The following is a 16,375-nucleotide window of genomic DNA, read 5'->3' on the forward strand; positions in this document are numbered from 1 at the left end:
TAAGTGCTATTCAAACCCACTCTGACCGATTTGGCACTTGCTTGCCACCGCCCTACAATTTGAAATCTGTTAGGTATGATTCAATGCATTGGCATAAAAATGTCTGCTACCAGGTTCTTGTCGGCCCAGTATCAATATGTACAAAGTTACTGCGAGGGTAATATCCTACACCACCTGCACGCATTTTTAATGCTGCTTTGCGGATATTACTCAATTGAATACCTTCAATATGAAAATCCATTGCCCGCCCTTGCGTGTGGAAACTGTGTTTGGCCACACCACGGCTGCGTTCGCGCAGTTCATTATTGGTATCAAGTGAGCGGTACCCGGAAATAAGCTGCACCGGTTTAGTTGTGCCAAGAAGCCCTTGCAGGCGGTATAGTTGATCAAACAGGCGTGGGTCGATAGTTTTTACCTTATTGGCCCGATAATCGCGAAAGAGATGGTTTAAGCGGGAAAGTTCATCTTTGTTATAGCCCCGACCATCAAAAAATTCGGCTTTTATGGACTCGCCTGTATTGAGGTTATTCAGGGTCAAGATCCGTGGGCGAGGAGTAGAAAGGGTGGCAAATGCCTGCCCTGGAAGCAGCGATATACCCAGCGCTGCCCCGCCTAACGTTAGCCATTTACGGCGATAATTATCAATTTTATCCATGATCTCTGTTAATACCCGGCAAGAATGTCAAAAGAAAGCACTAACCAAATGTGCCGTCCCGAACCATAACCGCCTACGGAAAACCAGTCAACCCGCATTCGGCCCGCACTCGCTGTGCGTTTAAGTTCGGTTATAGAGAACCCCAATTTGGGGCCCCCTACGACAACCCGATATTAAGACCATTAGTTATTGAGTTTTACTGCATTTATTGCATTAAAAGTTCAGCCTGAGGTGAGATTTGTGCACCGGATCTCACCGTCTTATCATAATTGTAAATATCTGTTCTAAATTGTGGCCTACCGTCATCCGCCACCCATGCTGTCAGGTAATACAATTGCACCGGGACACGTTGGCGAATATTCACGTAGGTGGTATCGCCTTGTTTTAACGTTGAGGAAACCCGCGCATCATTCCAACCAGCATCTTGCAATAACATATTTGCCAGATCCGAGGCTTTATTGACGCGGACACAGCCGGAACTTAATGCACGGATATCTTTCTGGAACAGACCATGGTTCGGCGTGTCATGTAAGTAGATAGCATCAGAGCTTGGCATATTGAATTTGAAGCGCCCTAATGAATTGCTGGCACCTGGTGCCTGACGCAGACGGTACGGGAAGTTATTAGGCGAAATCATGCTCCAATCGATCATCGATGGATCAACAACTTCAGCCTCATTACTCCAACCAGACAGAACGGTATAACCATGACGCTGGAAATAGCCGGCGTCATAGCGTGCTTTGGGTACGATATCCTGGCGCACCAGAGACGTTGGTACATTCCACGGCGGATTGACCACCACATTATTTAACGCACTGCTCATCAACGGTGTCTTGCGGCTTGGACGGCCAACAATCACCCGCGATGAGAGAACCTCAGCACCATTCTTATAATAATTAAGCGAATAGTTTGGGATATTAACCATAATGCCGTTATCGACGTGTCCCGGTAAAATACGCAACCGCTGAATATTCAATGCCAATAATGTTGCCCGCGTTTGTGGTGAGACATTCAACCATTCACGAGTTCGGACACCAATAACACCATCATCACTTAGCCCATGCCACTGTTGAAAACGTTTAACGGCTTCCACCAACTCAGGCGTATAAACATTGTCGGTTATAGTTGTGGTGAGCGGCGCTGATGGCGACGCTACAACCCCACCGGTAACAGGAACGTCGGCCACGGGTGCCGCTGAAGGGCTAACCACTAAACTGTGAGCCTGAGCACGGCTCTTTTCTTCATCAACCGAGAGATCATCATTGACCACGGCTACTGCTGGATTATCCACCGGGATAACCTCTGGGGCTTTGGCCGGTTCAGATGCAATGGGGTGTAGCATGCCCGTTCTGTCTAGGATTTCCCGTAGCGCTGGAATATCGTCACTTAACTGACCTGGGCGCAGGCTGGGGCCATTAGACATCTGTGGCCATGGCTGGCGGTCTGCCAGCATCAGTTTCAATGCCTGATGCATTTTGTCGTATTGAGGATGTTGGGGGGCCAGCGATGCCAGATAGGGTGCGGTGGTCCCTTCATGCACCGCTTGCTGCCAACGATTTAAAATAGTAACCGGCGGCATCGCCATTTTGTATGGCACATTGCTGTATAACCAGACACTACCGTTAGCGCCAACACCTGAGATAAAGTGCAAGTATCCCAGCATGGCATCTGACAAAATAACATCGCGAGCTTGACCGGTAATGTCAGGGTCACTCAGCCATTTTACCCACTGCATAAATTGCGGCTGGAGACCGGAGAGTGCCACTTCAGCTAATTGCTGCTGAAAATGCTGCACCGCAGTTCTATCCTGCCACATCGGTTGCATACGGTTGGCGGCATAAAGCAATGCCAACTCAGAAGCATAGAAAGGTGTCACCGTTTTAGGCAGCACTGATAATAACTGTGAGCGGCTTTGTGCGACCGACATTGTCGTACCACTCATAGGCAGCGCTGAGGATGAGTCTAACGGCATGACAGGTGCCGTGGCTGATGCTGTAAATATCGGCATCAGGCTATAAATTAAAGCGCAGTATAATGCTAATGCGCGTTGCGGATTTCGTTTCCCTATCGACATTCTATGCCCCCGGTATGCTTATCTAAGTACGTCATAGTCTGTCGTTACCCTTCTTCCCTGAAGCCGCAGCATTGTTGCTGCTCTGGCACCCGAATCCCTGAGCGTCGATCAGTTCAACGAGATTTGTTCGTTGGCTACCACTTCAATAGTTTCGGGTTTTCATCATTATTATACAAACAGAACTGCCCCTTGCGTGGTCAACGATATAAATTTAACCATTTACGTTACGCTAACAGATTTCCAGTGGTTATAAAATATAACCCTAAGGTGTGGAAGAAATAAAAATGGCCGCTAGTTAGCGACCATTTAATCGGATTAATTATTGCCGCCTTCTTTCTGAACAATAATTAACCGCCGGGTTGTATCTCGGCAGGTATCGGCGGCAATGTTGGTATTTCATTGGCAAAACCTCGTAAGCCAACCACATGTACATGCTCATGATTTTGGAAGACTTTTCGTACCAACTTATAGGTTGTCCCTTTTTCCGGGCTGATATTTTCTGGTGCTGCAATTATTAATTGCATTTCCAGCCGCTCGCACAGTTCAAATAATGTCGCGATAGATTTGGCATCCAAACGCGCCGCTTCATCGAGGAACAGCAAACGGCAAGGGGAAATATCTTTGCCGCGCAGACGACGTGACTCTTCTTCCCAACTCTGTACCACCATGACCAGTATTGACATACCGGTACCAATAGCCTCACCGGTTGACAATGCGCCGCTTTCTGCCCGCAGCCAGCCATCTGAACCGCGATAAACTTCGACTTCCAGTTCCAGATAGTTACGGTAATCAAGCAGTTCTTCACCGATGGTCTGCGGCAAGCGCTGCCCCATATCCATTTGTGGGTTCAACCGCTGGTACAGTTTTGCCAATGCTTCGGAGAAGGTCAGACGATTGCTATTAAACAGATCCTGATGCTGCTCTTGCTGCTCGGATAGCACATCGAGCAAGGTCGCGTGAGCTTCACGTACATTCACATTCAGCCGCACGCTCTTGACCTGACCAAATGACACCGCTTGCAAACCCTGATTCAGCATACGGATGCGGTTCTGTTCGCGCTGAATAGTTTTACGGATAATATTCGATACACTTTTGGAACTGATTGCCAGCTTCTGTTCGCGAGCGGTTAATTCTTCGGTCAAACGGCCCAGTTCAATCTCCATCTGTTCAATGGCTTCAACCGGATCATCAGTGCGAATAATATCCTGACGAATACGTTCACGCAGATGTTGGTAGACCGCGATATAGAACTGAATCTTACGCTCAGGCCGTTTCGGATCTTCAGACAAACGCAGCACATCGCGCAGATGTTCATTATCAGCCACCGCCAGACGCAGAGCACCCAAGGCTTTATCCGACATAGAACGCAGCTCGTCACCGTCCATATAGGCCAGTTCGCGGCGATGCAAACGACGCTCAACGCCATTATCTTTCACCATCCGCATCACCGCACACCAACCTGCTTTGGCATTGACGACTTGTTCACGGATCTGATGATAATCTCGTTCCAGCTTGCGCAGTTTCTTCTGGAGGCTATCCATCTCAGCTTCACAGAAGGTTAGCTGTTTTTCCAACTGATTACGGCGTGAACGGTTAGTACTTAATGCCGCATGCAACTCGTCACGGCGGGTACGAGCACGGGCTTCTGCATTAGCATCAGCCTGAACACCGATATCCACCAGTTCCTGACTTAACTCTTTCAGCATGTCACGCTTGGCGTCATAAGAACTTTTTAACGACGCTAGCACCTGATTATACTGGGTAAATTGCGCTTGATACTGACGTAACTGCTCACGAGCGCGAGTGCGTTCTGCTTCCGCCTGCTCCAAACGCTGGCGCAGTTTGTCGTTGAGATCAGAGTTCTCCGTCAACATGCCCGCAGAATCGGTATAGCTAAAGTGCGCACGACGCTGAACAACTTCAGTCAGTGCAAAAGCTTGCTGTTTAGCCTGACGCTGGCTGTTTTGCGCCAATACATAGTTTTCCTGCAACTGTTCGTGTTGTTGCGGGTCACTTTGTAATACCGCTAACAGCGGTTCAAGTTTAGTCAGGGAAGCGCCATGCTTCTGAATATGGCGAGCCGCCTCTTGCGCTTGCGCCGATTCTTCAGTTATCTCTTCGACACGGTCAGTCAACGTATCATCAAGTAGCAATGAAATCAGTGGGATCAAGCGGTTAAGGGCTGAAATCCCCTCTTTAGCCTGTTCAAATTGCTGGCGCTGCTGCTGGTTGCTTTCTTCGTGTGCACTCAGAGCTCGCTCTATTTCACCACGACGGGTATTGAGTAAACGAATTTCAGCTTCAGGATCTGCATCAAATGCCACGGCCAGATGAGAACCGATAAAACGGCTGAATGCTTGATGCAAGCGTTGCGTTTTTTGCACATCAAATGACAGCGTGGCATAACGTTCAGCCAGGCTGTCACGCTCTTGATACAGTGCTTCCAGCCGGTTCTCACGGGCAGCGCGGCCAAACAGCGGCAGTTCTGGATAACGGGAGTAACGCCACTGGCGATCCGCAATTTTAACCACTACTGCTTTTTCATGCTCTTCAACGGCAAATACACTGTCATCAAATGATTGTGGGTCACCCTCGATAAGATAGAGGTCTTCCGGGCAGTCTTCTAAACCCTGTAGTTGATCCCGCACTAGTGACAAGTCCGGTACCACGATACCGTGGCGCGATGGGCCATACAGCGCGGAGAAGTATGGCGCATCATCGATGGTAACATCGTCATAAATCTCGGAGAGCAACACACCACCGAAGCGTTCGGCCAAAGCAATCATCCGCGCATCTTCAGCACCACTTGGCTGACTTAACCGCTCAATTTGCGTATCAACAGCACGTTTGCTTGCGGCAACTTCATCGCGATCCACCGTGGTTTCGCGTTCACGCTCCAGCAGTTGCTGCATGTGTTCGGTAACCTGACGGCTATCCTCCAGCGCCTCACCGCTCTGTTCGCTGAGTTGACTCAGCGCATCTTGTGCCGCCAACCAGACTGGCGCACGCGCCGTCAGCTCTTGAATTTTGAGCTTAATTTGCTCGAGTTCCTGACGCATTTCCATGCGCCGCTCACCAGCATCACTGACGTTGAGAGAGAGCTCTTCAACCTGTGACTCCAGCTCACGCTGCAACTCTTCCAACTCCTCCGGCTGGTATACTTGCCCCTGACGTTTACAGAACTCTTGCAGCAAGCGCTCTGCGTCTTGCTGAGCACGTAAACGCTGTTCCAGCTCTGACAAACGCATCCGCAATGGTTGCACACGTTCAGCCAAATGTTGTTGAGACGGCCAGTCACGCAACAATTCCCGCGCAGTTTGCCAGGCTTCACTGCGACTGACCTCGCCGGCGATAGCCACCACTAACTGATAAGCTTGCTCAAATTGGCTGTGCGCAGCATCAGCAACACTCAGTTTTTGCTCAAGTTGTAATAAAGATTCAGTCGCTTCCTGCTCTTTGGCATGGAAGGTTTCTAGCCACTCTTCGGCATTATCGGCAGTTAATTCTGGCAACTGACACAGTGCGCGCGCGCGTTCCAAAGCCTGTAAGGCTTGCTGATATTGGATAGCACGGGTCTGTTGAACGTCCAGCGCTTGCTGGTAATCGGCCAACTGACTTTTCAGTTCGTCCACCTCCAACTCAGCAGCTTCAGCACGGGCTTCGTTATCGGCCTGCTGCTCGCTGGCCTCGGCGACAACTTCATTTTGCTCTTCCAGCCGGTAAGTCAACTCTTCCAAATCACTCTGGTAGCGCTCGATCTTTTCCTGCTGGCGCATGGCGGTCTGCACCAGACTCAGGTGGTCACTGGCCGCCTGATAATCTGTTTCCAGATCCGATTCCGCACTGCTTTGCTCGGCTAATTCTCGCGACATTTCCACATGACGATACTGCTCAGTCACCAATTGCTTGCGGCTGGTCAGCAAGTCACGGCGCAATACCAATGCGCCATCAAGATGGATCCGCCGCTCATTGGCATGACGCATATAGTCAGCAGCAACGTAGGACGTTGCCTCTGAAATCAGATGCTTAAACAGATCACGATCAGATTGAGTGACACGAATAGCCTCAAGGGTCATACGGTTTTCACGCAATGCCGCTTCCATATCCTGGAAGGCTTTCCGCACGCCGCTGTTTTCTGGCAATAAGTAATCACGCAGTGAGCGGGTAATCGCGCTGGAAATACCACCGTACAACGATGCTTCTATCAAACGGTAAAATTTGCTGCGATCGGCAGAAGAGCGTAAACGCTTTGGAATCACACCCAAATCAAACATCAGCGAGTGGTAGTCAGTGATGGAGTTAAATTGCTTGAACTGCACCCCTTCCATCGCTTCGACGCGCTCTTTCAGCTCTTGTAATGACAGGACGCGCGCCTGACGCTCACCCACCACCTCTGTAAGAATCTGGGTAGGTTGGATAGCCGTCGGCAGCCCCTGAATGGTGAAAGGCTTAATATCAACCTTGCGGTCACGCCCTGCCACTTGTTGCAACCGCACCCCGACAACCACACGTTGGTGGCGGGAGTTGACGACATCCAGCGTTGAATAACAGACCCCGGCCCGCAATTTGCCGTGCAGACCTTTATCACGAGAACCACTGGTGGCACCGGCTTCGGTGGTGTTACGAAAGTGCAGCAGTGTCAGGTCAGGAATCAGTGCTGTAACGAAAGCGGCCATAGTGGTGGATTTACCCGCACCATTGCCGCCAGATAAAGTGGTTACCAGCTCATCAAGATCGAATGTCCGGGCAAAAAAACCATTCCAGTTAACCAAGGTCAGCGAGCGAAATTTACCGCGTTCAATCATTCCTGTTCATCCTCTGCACTGTCCGCTGCATTACCCATGGTGATGTCAGTTTCATCGCTTTCATCATGGAGTGACAGACTGTTTTCCACCGCCATGGCCTCGCCATCACGGATCATGCGTAACTGGGCTTCCCGTGGGTCATCGCCGCTACGCACATCAGCACCAAAGCGAAATACCGCTTCAGTGATACGAAACTTGCTGCTGTCATTGCCCATAAAGTAGATCATCCCCAACCGACGCAGCCGGTTAAGTGACGTTCGTACTTTCTCCTGCAACTTCTGCTTATCCAAATCCGACCCGGTTGAGCGCTGGTTAACAAACTTCAGCAATTTGCTCTCATCGGCCAGACTTAGCAGCTCTTCGTATAATTCGTGCTGCGCGAAAATGCCTTCATGGGCCAAACGTTCAGGGCTGAGATACAGATAACAAAGGATCTTGCCAACCATCATATCCAGCTCAGATAGCACCGAGCGTGGAATCAGCGTGGTAGAACGGGGACGCAGATAGAAGAAACCTTCCGGTGCACGGATTAACTCCACGTTATAACGGGTATAAAACTCTTCCAGTTGCTCCTGAAAATCCATCAGGAAAGCATGATTATCCAGTTCATCAATCCCGATATGACGACCGGCACGTAACTGGCTGTCAAGTGCTGGAAACAGTGAGTTGGCCAATGCCTGAGCCAGTTTAACGGGCATTACTACTTCAATATTTGTTGATGACATGTGCCTGCACCTTGGCTCCGTAATCATTGATTGCCAACCATTCTGCTGGTAACCCTGAGAAATCGGCTTCGGCCACACCAAGGCGAACTGCCTGGTCGACCAGGATACGAGCCACGTCGAAATGACGAGCACGCGGATATTGCGCGAGGTAGTCGCGCATCACTTCCCCCAGATTAAGTGGCATCTTTTGTTGCTGGTATACCAACAACGCCTGCTCAATCAGGGCGGCTAATTGCTCACGGATCTCATTAAATTCTTCAAATTCCAGATCCGGTGGCAGCTCCCCGGTAACTTCCTCACTGCGCAACGCCAGTTCTTCATCGCGCATATCCAGCAAGCGATCAGCGTTGGCATAGGTGAGAGTCCATGGGCTATCAAAATAATTCTGAACTGACTGGCGCAAGCGTTGGGCGAAGACACGGTTTTTATCCATATCAATCGCAGTACGGATAAACTTATGCACGTGGCGGTCATAGCCGATCCACAGGTCAATCGCCTGCTGACCCCAACTGATAATGCGGTCAAGTTTACTTTGTAAATCAAAGACCAACTTATCCACCAGATCCAGACCCGCATTGCCGATAGTGGCTTCTTGAATACGTAACAGGTTAGCCTGAAGTTTATCACCTGCCGCTTCCAGCGTATCTTGTAATTCACGCAGTGTGCCGGATGTTTCTGACAACAGCATTTCACAACTGGCAATAGCCGCCCGCCAATCCTGATTCAGCAACGCGGCGATATCTTCCTTCACACTATGTTGCTGCTCGTCCATCAAGCGTTGCGTCATATCAATGCTGTCGAAAATTTCAGCAACTGAATATTTTAGCGGGGCAAAAACATTACGATGCCAGTGGAATTCATCCCCCCCCTCTTCGGCTGCTTCTGCCGCCCGTTGTAGCTCTTGTGCGACAATCGATAACTGCATTGACAGGCGCAGGGTGGAGAATTCGCGCTGCCGGATATAGTAGTCAGTGATACCAATGCCTAACGGCGTCAGGCGGTAAATCGCATTACCATCGGCAATTTCACTGGTAAAGCGGTTGAGTAACCGCTGGCGCACCATGTCATTGATAGCATTATTCGCGCGCACGGCCACGGTTTCATGGGTCTGCTCAAAACCTTTGCAGACGTGGCGAAATGCATCAACTAACTCCCCTTCACTCATTTCGCCATCCAGCCGCTCACCGTTTAACGTGGCAATAGCTAAAAGAAAGGCCAAACGATCGGTGGGCAGAGTAATCGAAAAGTCATTTTTCCGCGCCCAGGCGACCAGTTCGGGTACTGTCTGGGAAAAGTCACTCATAATGGGTCCTTCAGATTTGGCTTAAACGCCATGACATGCACGTAGCGCCCCAGGCTGATAAAGGGCTCCTGCCGGCAATAGCGCTGTTCCAACGCCAATAATTCAGCAAACTCATCAACTTGTTGCTGTTTATTTTTCATGTAATCGTGAAACACCCGTACTCCCGTCTTACCGCTAATGGATAAACCCATTTGCTCAAGCCAACCATATACCGTTGGTGGATCTAAAGGGTATTGCGGCGATAGCGAACGCTGCCTACGCCTTTTTACACCCGGTAACGCCAACTGAAAGTTACCCAATACCGCATTACGCATCACCAATCCATTGGCATTGAAAAACATCAATGAGAGCGCGCCGCCGGGAGTCAACGCATTAAAGAGTATTTGCAGAACTTGTTGAGGCTCTGCAATCCATTCTAAAACCGCATGGAACAATATCAGATCAACCGGCTGTTCTAAATGATGGGTGATGTCCTGAGCCGCACTTTGTACAAATTGCATGTTGTGGCTCACACCTTTTTCCAAGGCAGCGGCCTTCGCGCGCTGGATCATCTCCGCTGACAGGTCACATAATAGGACCTGATGGCCTAATGCCGCCAGTTGGCAAGCCATATGCCCTTCGCCACCACCTGCATCTAAAATCCGCAACGGGCGTGGTGGCAACTGCGCTAACAGCCCGCTGATATCTTGCCAAACCACCGCCTGGCGAATCATTCCCTTCGTCGTACCATAGATATTGCGGGAAAACTTCTCAGCAATGTCATCGAAATTGCGATCCTGCATGAACAACTGCTCCGCTATAACTATTGATTTAACGGCTTTGATAGATAATGGTAAATCAATAGCCACAGTAAAAAGAATGCCTACCAACCTGCTATTTTGGCACAGCCTGACTTAGAATAAATCCTCTTGGCCTGTAATCAGCGCCAAATGCCGGTTTTTCAGCCAAAATGGCCCTATTTTTATGCTTTTCACCTTAAAAAAGTTTGTTGGCGGCTTATTAATGCCCCTGCCCTTGTTACTCATCATCATGGGGCTGGCACTAATTTTATTGTGGTTTACCCGCTGGCAGAAAAGTGGCAAAACACTTTTTGCGTTGAGTTGGCTGGTATTATTGCTTATTAGCCTGCAACCTGTCGCTGACCGCCTGCTATTGCCACTGGAAAAGTCATACCCGACTTATCAGGGAAACGACCCGGTAGATTACATTGTTGTGCTCGGTGGCGGCTACACGTTTAATCCGAATTGGGCACCAAGCGCCAATTTATTCGCAAATAGCCTGCCAAGAGTCACTGAGGGTGTCAGGCTGTATCGTGCACATCCTAACGCAAAAATGGTTTTTACTGGCAGTGCGGGTCCGAACAACCAAAGCAGTGCAACAACAGCAGCTCAGGTGGCAGAAAGCTTAGGTGTTCCGGTGGCGAATATTATTGCGTTAGAGCAACCGAAAGATACCGTTGAAGAAGCCGCGGCGGTCGCCACTCTGGTGGGTAATAAACCATTTTTGCTGGTCACCTCGGCAAATCATCTGCCCCGAGCGATTAAATTCTTTACCGCCATTGGGTTACATCCAATCCCCGCGCCTGCAAATCAGTTAGCCATCACCACGCCACTGCATAGCTGGGAGCGTGCTATTCCAGCAGCGGCTTATTTAGGCCACACCGAGCGTGCCTGGTATGAAACATTGGGGCTGTTGTGGCAAAAATTAAGCGGGGATAGCAAGGATGAATAATTTTGCTATTAATAACTCATTGTCACCCGTCAATATCCAATAGATTTCGAAATGCAGGAAGGCGGCAAGGGAAAAAATCCCGATGAGCTTACTTATTTTTTAAGATCAAGACCAGTAAGTGATTCGGGTTATTGAGCGCAGCCAACACACCAGCAACTTGAAAGATGAAGGATATTAATCTAGCCAAGGGAGAAGTTGCCTGGCGGCATTATCAAATACAGCACGATCCAGATTCCCGGTATGGATGAAGCGGGCCACCAGTTCCCAAAGGGTATAGAGCCATCGGCGGGCAACAAAGGATTCAGAGACCGGTGCTTTATTGAGATAACGATAGAATAGCTGACTAGGCATGCCCTCTTCGCTGAGGCGGAACAAGTCATACTCTCGTGGAGCCCACAACATCGGACCAGGATTAAGCATCGCTAGCAACTGATCGCTGCGCGCATCTTTTAACATGCTGCGGAGAGTCAGGTTGCCGTGCACCAGCACTGAGCTGTCATCAAAACCGGCAAAAAGTGCCGTTAATGACGCCTTCGCACGGTAAAGTATTGCACGGTCTTCCAATGTCATAACCGGTGAATTCATATTAGACAAGGTCGCCCACAACACTTCAACTCGTTGCTGATACCAACTGAACCAATCATTTTCCTGGGTGCTATCAACATTACCCACACAACCGTGGCTATCAATGCGGTGCCATGCCAGCACACCTTCAACTATCTGATCCATTAAAGCATCCCAGCGCTCCCCCGTCCGAGTCGGTGCCTCCACCGAAACACCACGTAAACGCTCCATCAACAGAATTTCTTTATACGGGGATTGGTGGGTCATCACCAGTCCGTACACTGTGGGTAACCGGATATCACCTTCCCGAGCCAGCATGGAAAGTTTATACGCCTCTTGCTGTGCAATCCCCTGACAAACATAGCTCTTCGCCAGTAATGGGATTGCCTGCCCCTGCTGGTTATACATCGCGTACAGGTGGGCATAGGGCTGCTCGCTGATACGTTCGAGGCGGGTGATAGATTCCCCGAGCACCACACTTAATTCAGCTTTCAGTTGTTCCATTATGCTCAGTCCAATTATCTGGCGAAATTGATGGTTCATAATGGGATGACGGGCGGGAGATTTCCAGAATGCAGATCAACTATTATTGATAATAAAAATCAAACTATCGGATACAAAGTAAAAACGCCAGGCCCAATTGGACCTGGCGCAAACAGTTCGGTGCCCGTAATGGTTACTGATGAAGCATGATAGCGCGCACCCGATCCAGATCAGCCTGAGTATCAACCCCAACCGTGGGTATCGCTTTTGCTACCGCGACGTGGATCTTTTCGCCATACCACAGTACTCGAAGTTGCTCTAATAGCTCGATTTGTTCGAGTTTGCTCGGCGCCCAATTAACATAACGGCGGATAAAACCTGCACGATAAGCATAGATACCAATATGGCGTAAGAAACAATCACCGATAGTCTCTTTTGACTGAGCAAAACGCTCTCTTTCCCATGGGATCGCCGCGCGGGAGAAATAGAGCGCGTAGCCTTGCTCATCCATCACCACTTTAACCGCATTAGGGTTAAATGCTTCTTCGCTACTTTCAATCGGCACCGCTAATGTTGCCATGCCAGCACGACAAGCGGCCAGATTATCAGCCACCTGACAGATAATTACCGGGGGTATCAGAGGTTCATCCCCTTGGACATTTACGATAATATCATCATCGGCAAAACCATATAGTTCAATAACTTCGGCTAAGCGCTCGGTGCCAGATTGATGATCGGCACGGGTCATACAGACCTCACCACCGGCAGCCTCAACGGCTCTCACCACCTCAGGATGATCTGTTGCCACAATCACCCGTGACGCGCCCGACGCCTTTGCTCGTTCCATCACATGAACTACCATCGGTTTGCCCGCAATATCAGCCAATGGCTTGCCGGGTAACCGGGTTGAAGCATATCGAGCGGGAATTATAGCGATGAAACTCATGCGTGCTTCTCATCAATTGACAGTGGGCGGGCTTCATTCTCCAACAATACCGGAATACCATCGCGCACCGGGTAAGCCAGATTGTCAGCTTTACATACCAATTCAAGGTTTTCTTTATTGAAATACAACTTGCCGTTGCAAACCGGACAGGCAACGATCTCGAGTAAACGGTGGTCCATACATCCTCCAGAATGGAGTTTAGCCAGCAGGAAAGTGCTCGAGGATACCATATCTGCTGAGGCAGGTTAACTGTACCGATGCTGCCTGCGCTATCAGCGATTAATAACAAGGAGTTATGTTAATTAGCAACTACATAAGTAAATATAGATAGCTATCTCGTGGGATAAATGCTGGTTTTGTTATTGATATGTTGAATAGCGAGGAGTAGAATTTTGTGATTCACATCACATAAATGGGCATGTCGAGTAAGAGATGAAAGTATTCCATAAAATTATTGCGCTGTTTGCTAACTTCAGCAACTAAGCCGCATAAAGACAAATAGAAGCACCTGCAAAAGCTGCCCGGCGACAAAGCAACCTGTCGAATAGAGGCCAAAAATACCCAAGGGTATAAATACAAACGGCTACCAAAAGGTAGCCGTTTGCTTAGAAAACGAGTTGATCGTCGTCGTTTACTTAGAAAGCGATCACATCTGCTGCTGACGGCCCGTGAATACTACGATAAGTAGAGAATTCAACGTCCTGCCCTTCACTGAGTGATTTATTTTTGGTGTTGGCGATAGCCGTCTTGCTGACATACACATCCAAACTACCATCGTGTGGCGAGATGAAACCGTAACCTTCTGATTGGTTGAACCATTTCACGCGACCCATTTTTAACGTCATAATAAATTTCCTTTTACTGGGCATCCTAACAACTCATTTTTATTTATTGTTTAGATGCAGTTGCCCATCCTAAAGTTTTCTGATTAAACCTCTATGAGCTTGATTTTATGAAAAAACCCGCATAAGTGCGGGCTTTAGAATTTTGCTATCCAGATCGATGATTAGCACATCGGCATCATCACTTTCTAAGATAATCTAAACATTATTTCTCTTAAATTACAGAGCAACAACGTTTGCAGCAGCCGGCCCGCGCGGGCTGTCTTGGATGGTATACTCAACACGCTGGCCTTCAGCCAAGGTTTTGAAACCATCAGTTGCGATCGCGGAGAAGTGAACAAACACATCTTTACCGCCATCATGCTGTTCAATAAAACCAAAACCTTTGCTTTCGTTGAACCACTTAACCTGACCTGTCTTCTTAGACATAAACTTCACCTTCAACTTCTTCTTTCAAATAACATTAAATCTGCCATAAGGCACTCGCGCTATGAGTAATAGCGGGCCTGCATCAGAACATTACTTATGGGAGTTACTATCAGAGATACTGGAAGGTTCGTCTTTGGATCGGCATCAACAAGATAACGTCTGGGAGGAACTGCTTTACTTTAGTCTCGAACACTCTTACACATAAATAGGTCTGTAGCACAGGCCAGCGGCTATTAACTCATAAAATACCATGCCGCGCAACTATTTTATCTGGGAAGGTAGTTCAGTAAGTAGCATCAATGGGATGCCACGCATAAAAAACCAATATTCTCCACTGCTTACCCCATTAATTATCGATATCAATCTAGACTAAAAACTGAATAAGCATGAAGGAGCTATCCGATTATGACTCACCCACCGTTTGTCCACCCCGATGAGATTCGCGCCAGATTCTCCAGTGCCATGTCGGATATGTATCAGGATGAAGTGCCGCTATACGGAGCCTTGTTACAACTGGTTGCTGATATCAACAACCAAACTATGGGTCAGCAACCGGAACTTACCCGCCATTTACGCCGGACCGGAGAGATTGAGCGCCTGAACATGGAACGACACGGTGCTATCCGAGTGGGAACCGCCGCTGAACTTGCGACCCTGCGCCGCCTGTTTGCGGTGATGGGTATGCTGCCTGTTGGTTATTATGACCTGGCCCCGGCTGGGGTTCCGGTTCACTCGACGGCATTCCGCGCTGTCCATGAAGCTTCGCTGCAAACCTGCCCATTTAGAATTTTCACCTCATTATTGCGCCTTGAATTAATTGAACAACCAGAGCTGCGGCAACAAGCTGCCGATATTCTGGCAAAAAGAGTGATATTTACTCCACGGGCTATCGAATTAATTACTCAGCATGAAATTTCCGGCGGGCTGACCAGCAATGAAGCCGATGACTTTATTGCTCAGTCATTAGAGACATTTCGCTGGCATAATCAAGCGACAGTAAGTGCTGATGTTTACCAACAACTGCACGATCAGCATCGTTTAATTGCCGATGTGGTGGCTTTCAAAGGACCCCATATTAACCACCTAACGCCACGAACGTTGCATATCGATGCCGTACAAATTGCGATGCCAGAACATCAGATTACCCCCAAAGCGGTGATCGAAGGGCCACCTCCGCGCCGCTGTCCAATACTATTACGGCAAACCAGTTTTAAAGCCCTTGAGGAACAGGTTTCGTTTGTCGCAACAGATGGTCGACTCACTCGAGGGCATCACACCGCCCGTTTTGGTGAAATAGAACAACGGGGGACAGCGCTGACAGCGAAGGGGCGTAATCTCTATGACTGCCTGCTACAGGCGGCACAAGATCAACTACAGGTTCCCGTAAATGAAAAAAATGCCCTGCAATATATGGCGATTCTCAAGGAGAAATTTAGCCAGTTCCCAGATGACTACCCGACAATGCGCGCTGAACAGCTCGCTTTCTTTCGCTATTTCCCTACCGAGAGAGGGCTAAGTACCCTTACTGAATCAATGCAAAACCTGACATTAGACCAATTGATTGACGGGGAATTTATCCAATATGAGCCGTTAGTTTATGAGGATTTTCTCCCCGTCAGCGCAGCAGGTATTTTTCAATCAAATTTAGGGGACAGTGGTCACAGCCAGTTTGCGGGGCACTCCAGCAAGCAGGATTTCCAGCGGGCGCTGGGAGCCACGGTAATTGATGAACTACAGCTATATGAAGAAACCCAGCAGCGCTCAATTGTGGCATGCGCGGCATCCCTCGAGCTAACACTGCTGAGTCTATAAAGTGGG

At 49.0% G+C, this 16,375-nt stretch carries 13 protein-coding genes; 2 read left to right on the plus strand and 11 right to left on the minus strand.

Features of this window, described 5'->3' with window-relative positions; all coding sequences use genetic code 11:
* Positions 1 to 106: 106 nt before the first annotated feature.
* The 6 genes from Q2T72_RS13630 to cmoM all read right to left on the minus strand — a co-directional run bounded on the left by Q2T72_RS13630 (position 107) and on the right by cmoM (position 10,344).
* Entirely contained in the window at positions 107 to 655 is a 549-nt protein-coding gene (locus tag Q2T72_RS13630; protein WP_083158449.1) for a YcbK family protein, read from the minus strand.
* A 205-nt stretch (positions 656 to 860) separates the two neighbouring features.
* A complete protein-coding gene (gene ldtD, locus Q2T72_RS13635; RefSeq protein WP_372569313.1) occupies positions 861 to 2,729 on the minus strand; it encodes a L,D-transpeptidase in 1,869 nt (622 codons plus the stop codon).
* Positions 2,730 to 3,076: 347 nt separating this feature from the next.
* On the minus strand, positions 3,077 to 7,534 hold the full coding sequence (gene mukB / locus Q2T72_RS13640; RefSeq protein WP_372569314.1) for a chromosome partition protein MukB: 4,458 nt from the start codon (positions 7,532 to 7,534) through the stop codon (positions 3,077 to 3,079).
* Positions 7,531 to 8,259: a chromosome partition protein MukE gene (mukE, locus tag Q2T72_RS13645; protein ID WP_042568220.1), complete on the minus strand. Its 729-nt coding sequence runs from the start codon at positions 8,257 to 8,259 to the stop codon at positions 7,531 to 7,533. The genes mukB and mukE overlap by 4 nt, the downstream gene beginning before the upstream one ends.
* The gene (mukF, locus tag Q2T72_RS13650) at positions 8,240 to 9,562 is read right to left on the minus strand and encodes a chromosome partition protein MukF (protein WP_102970391.1); all 1,323 of its coding nucleotides are present in this window, start codon (positions 9,560 to 9,562) and stop codon (positions 8,240 to 8,242) included. Before mukF ends, mukE begins: the two co-directional genes overlap by 20 nt.
* Positions 9,559 to 10,344, minus strand: coding sequence for a tRNA uridine 5-oxyacetic acid(34) methyltransferase CmoM (gene cmoM, locus Q2T72_RS13655; RefSeq protein ID WP_372569315.1), 786 nt, complete (start codon positions 10,342 to 10,344; stop codon positions 9,559 to 9,561). Before cmoM ends, mukF begins: the two co-directional genes overlap by 4 nt.
* 181 nt (positions 10,345 to 10,525) lie before the next feature.
* Here cmoM and elyC point away from each other — a divergent pair, with 181 nt between their 5' ends.
* On the plus strand, positions 10,526 to 11,293 hold the full coding sequence (gene elyC, locus Q2T72_RS13660; RefSeq protein WP_083158445.1) for an envelope biogenesis factor ElyC: 768 nt from the start codon (positions 10,526 to 10,528) through the stop codon (positions 11,291 to 11,293).
* A gap of 174 nt (positions 11,294 to 11,467) precedes the next feature.
* Here the strand turns inward: elyC and Q2T72_RS13665 are convergent, their stop codons facing one another.
* The 5 genes from Q2T72_RS13665 to Q2T72_RS13685 all read right to left on the minus strand — a co-directional run bounded on the left by Q2T72_RS13665 (position 11,468) and on the right by Q2T72_RS13685 (position 14,557).
* The gene (locus Q2T72_RS13665; protein WP_083158444.1) at positions 11,468 to 12,361 is read right to left on the minus strand and encodes a YcbJ family phosphotransferase; all 894 of its coding nucleotides are present in this window, start codon (positions 12,359 to 12,361) and stop codon (positions 11,468 to 11,470) included.
* A 172-nt stretch (positions 12,362 to 12,533) separates the two neighbouring features.
* Complete coding sequence (gene kdsB / locus Q2T72_RS13670) at positions 12,534 to 13,286, minus strand: 3-deoxy-manno-octulosonate cytidylyltransferase (protein ID WP_372569316.1); 753 nt, start codon at positions 13,284 to 13,286, stop codon at positions 12,534 to 12,536.
* On the minus strand, positions 13,283 to 13,465 hold the full coding sequence (locus Q2T72_RS13675; RefSeq protein ID WP_004700032.1) for a Trm112 family protein: 183 nt from the start codon (positions 13,463 to 13,465) through the stop codon (positions 13,283 to 13,285). The genes kdsB and Q2T72_RS13675 overlap by 4 nt, the downstream gene beginning before the upstream one ends.
* Positions 13,466 to 13,921: 456 nt before the next feature.
* Entirely contained in the window at positions 13,922 to 14,131 is a 210-nt protein-coding gene (locus Q2T72_RS13680) for a cold-shock protein (protein ID WP_005159937.1), read from the minus strand.
* A 216-nt stretch (positions 14,132 to 14,347) separates the two neighbouring features.
* Positions 14,348 to 14,557 carry a cold shock domain-containing protein gene (locus Q2T72_RS13685; protein WP_032906172.1) on the minus strand — a complete coding sequence of 70 codons (210 nt, stop codon included), beginning with the start codon at positions 14,555 to 14,557 and terminating at the stop codon, positions 14,348 to 14,350.
* Between the two features lie 405 nt (positions 14,558 to 14,962).
* Here Q2T72_RS13685 and Q2T72_RS13690 point away from each other — a divergent pair, with 405 nt between their 5' ends.
* Positions 14,963 to 16,369 (plus strand): VOC family protein, encoded by a 1,407-nt coding sequence (locus tag Q2T72_RS13690; RefSeq protein ID WP_372569317.1) that lies wholly within the window; start codon positions 14,963 to 14,965, stop codon positions 16,367 to 16,369.
* The last annotated feature ends 6 nt before the right edge of the window (positions 16,370 to 16,375 follow it).

The sequence above is a fragment of the Yersinia sp. 2466 StPb PI genome, from assembly GCF_041538325.1.
In the GTDB taxonomy this organism is placed as follows: Bacteria; Pseudomonadota; Gammaproteobacteria; order Enterobacterales; family Enterobacteriaceae; genus Yersinia; species Yersinia enterocolitica_E.

Bases quoted from the DNA above. Each gene is read 5' to 3' on its own strand.
- Q2T72_RS13630 (WP_083158449.1), bottom strand. From the start codon at position 655: ATGGATAAAATTGATAATTATCGCCGTAAATGGCTAACGTTAGGCGGG.
- ldtD (WP_372569313.1), bottom strand. From the start codon at position 2,729: ATGTCGATAGGGAAACGAAATCCGCAACGCGCATTAGCATTATACTGC.
- mukB (WP_372569314.1), bottom strand. From the start codon at position 7,534: ATGATTGAACGCGGTAAATTTCGCTCGCTGACCTTGGTTAACTGGAAT.
- mukE (WP_042568220.1), bottom strand. From the start codon at position 8,259: ATGTCATCAACAAATATTGAAGTAGTAATGCCCGTTAAACTGGCTCAG.
- mukF (WP_102970391.1), bottom strand. From the start codon at position 9,562: ATGAGTGACTTTTCCCAGACAGTACCCGAACTGGTCGCCTGGGCGCGG.
- cmoM (WP_372569315.1), bottom strand. From the start codon at position 10,344: ATGCAGGATCGCAATTTCGATGACATTGCTGAGAAGTTTTCCCGCAAT.
- elyC (WP_083158445.1), top strand. From the start codon at position 10,526: ATGCTTTTCACCTTAAAAAAGTTTGTTGGCGGCTTATTAATGCCCCTG.
- Q2T72_RS13665 (WP_083158444.1), bottom strand. From the start codon at position 12,361: ATGGAACAACTGAAAGCTGAATTAAGTGTGGTGCTCGGGGAATCTATC.
- kdsB (WP_372569316.1), bottom strand. From the start codon at position 13,286: ATGAGTTTCATCGCTATAATTCCCGCTCGATATGCTTCAACCCGGTTA.
- Q2T72_RS13675 (WP_004700032.1), bottom strand. From the start codon at position 13,465: ATGGACCACCGTTTACTCGAGATCGTTGCCTGTCCGGTTTGCAACGGC.
- Q2T72_RS13680 (WP_005159937.1), bottom strand. From the start codon at position 14,131: ATGACGTTAAAAATGGGTCGCGTGAAATGGTTCAACCAATCAGAAGGT.
- Q2T72_RS13685 (WP_032906172.1), bottom strand. From the start codon at position 14,557: ATGTCTAAGAAGACAGGTCAGGTTAAGTGGTTCAACGAAAGCAAAGGT.
- Q2T72_RS13690 (WP_372569317.1), top strand. From the start codon at position 14,963: ATGACTCACCCACCGTTTGTCCACCCCGATGAGATTCGCGCCAGATTC.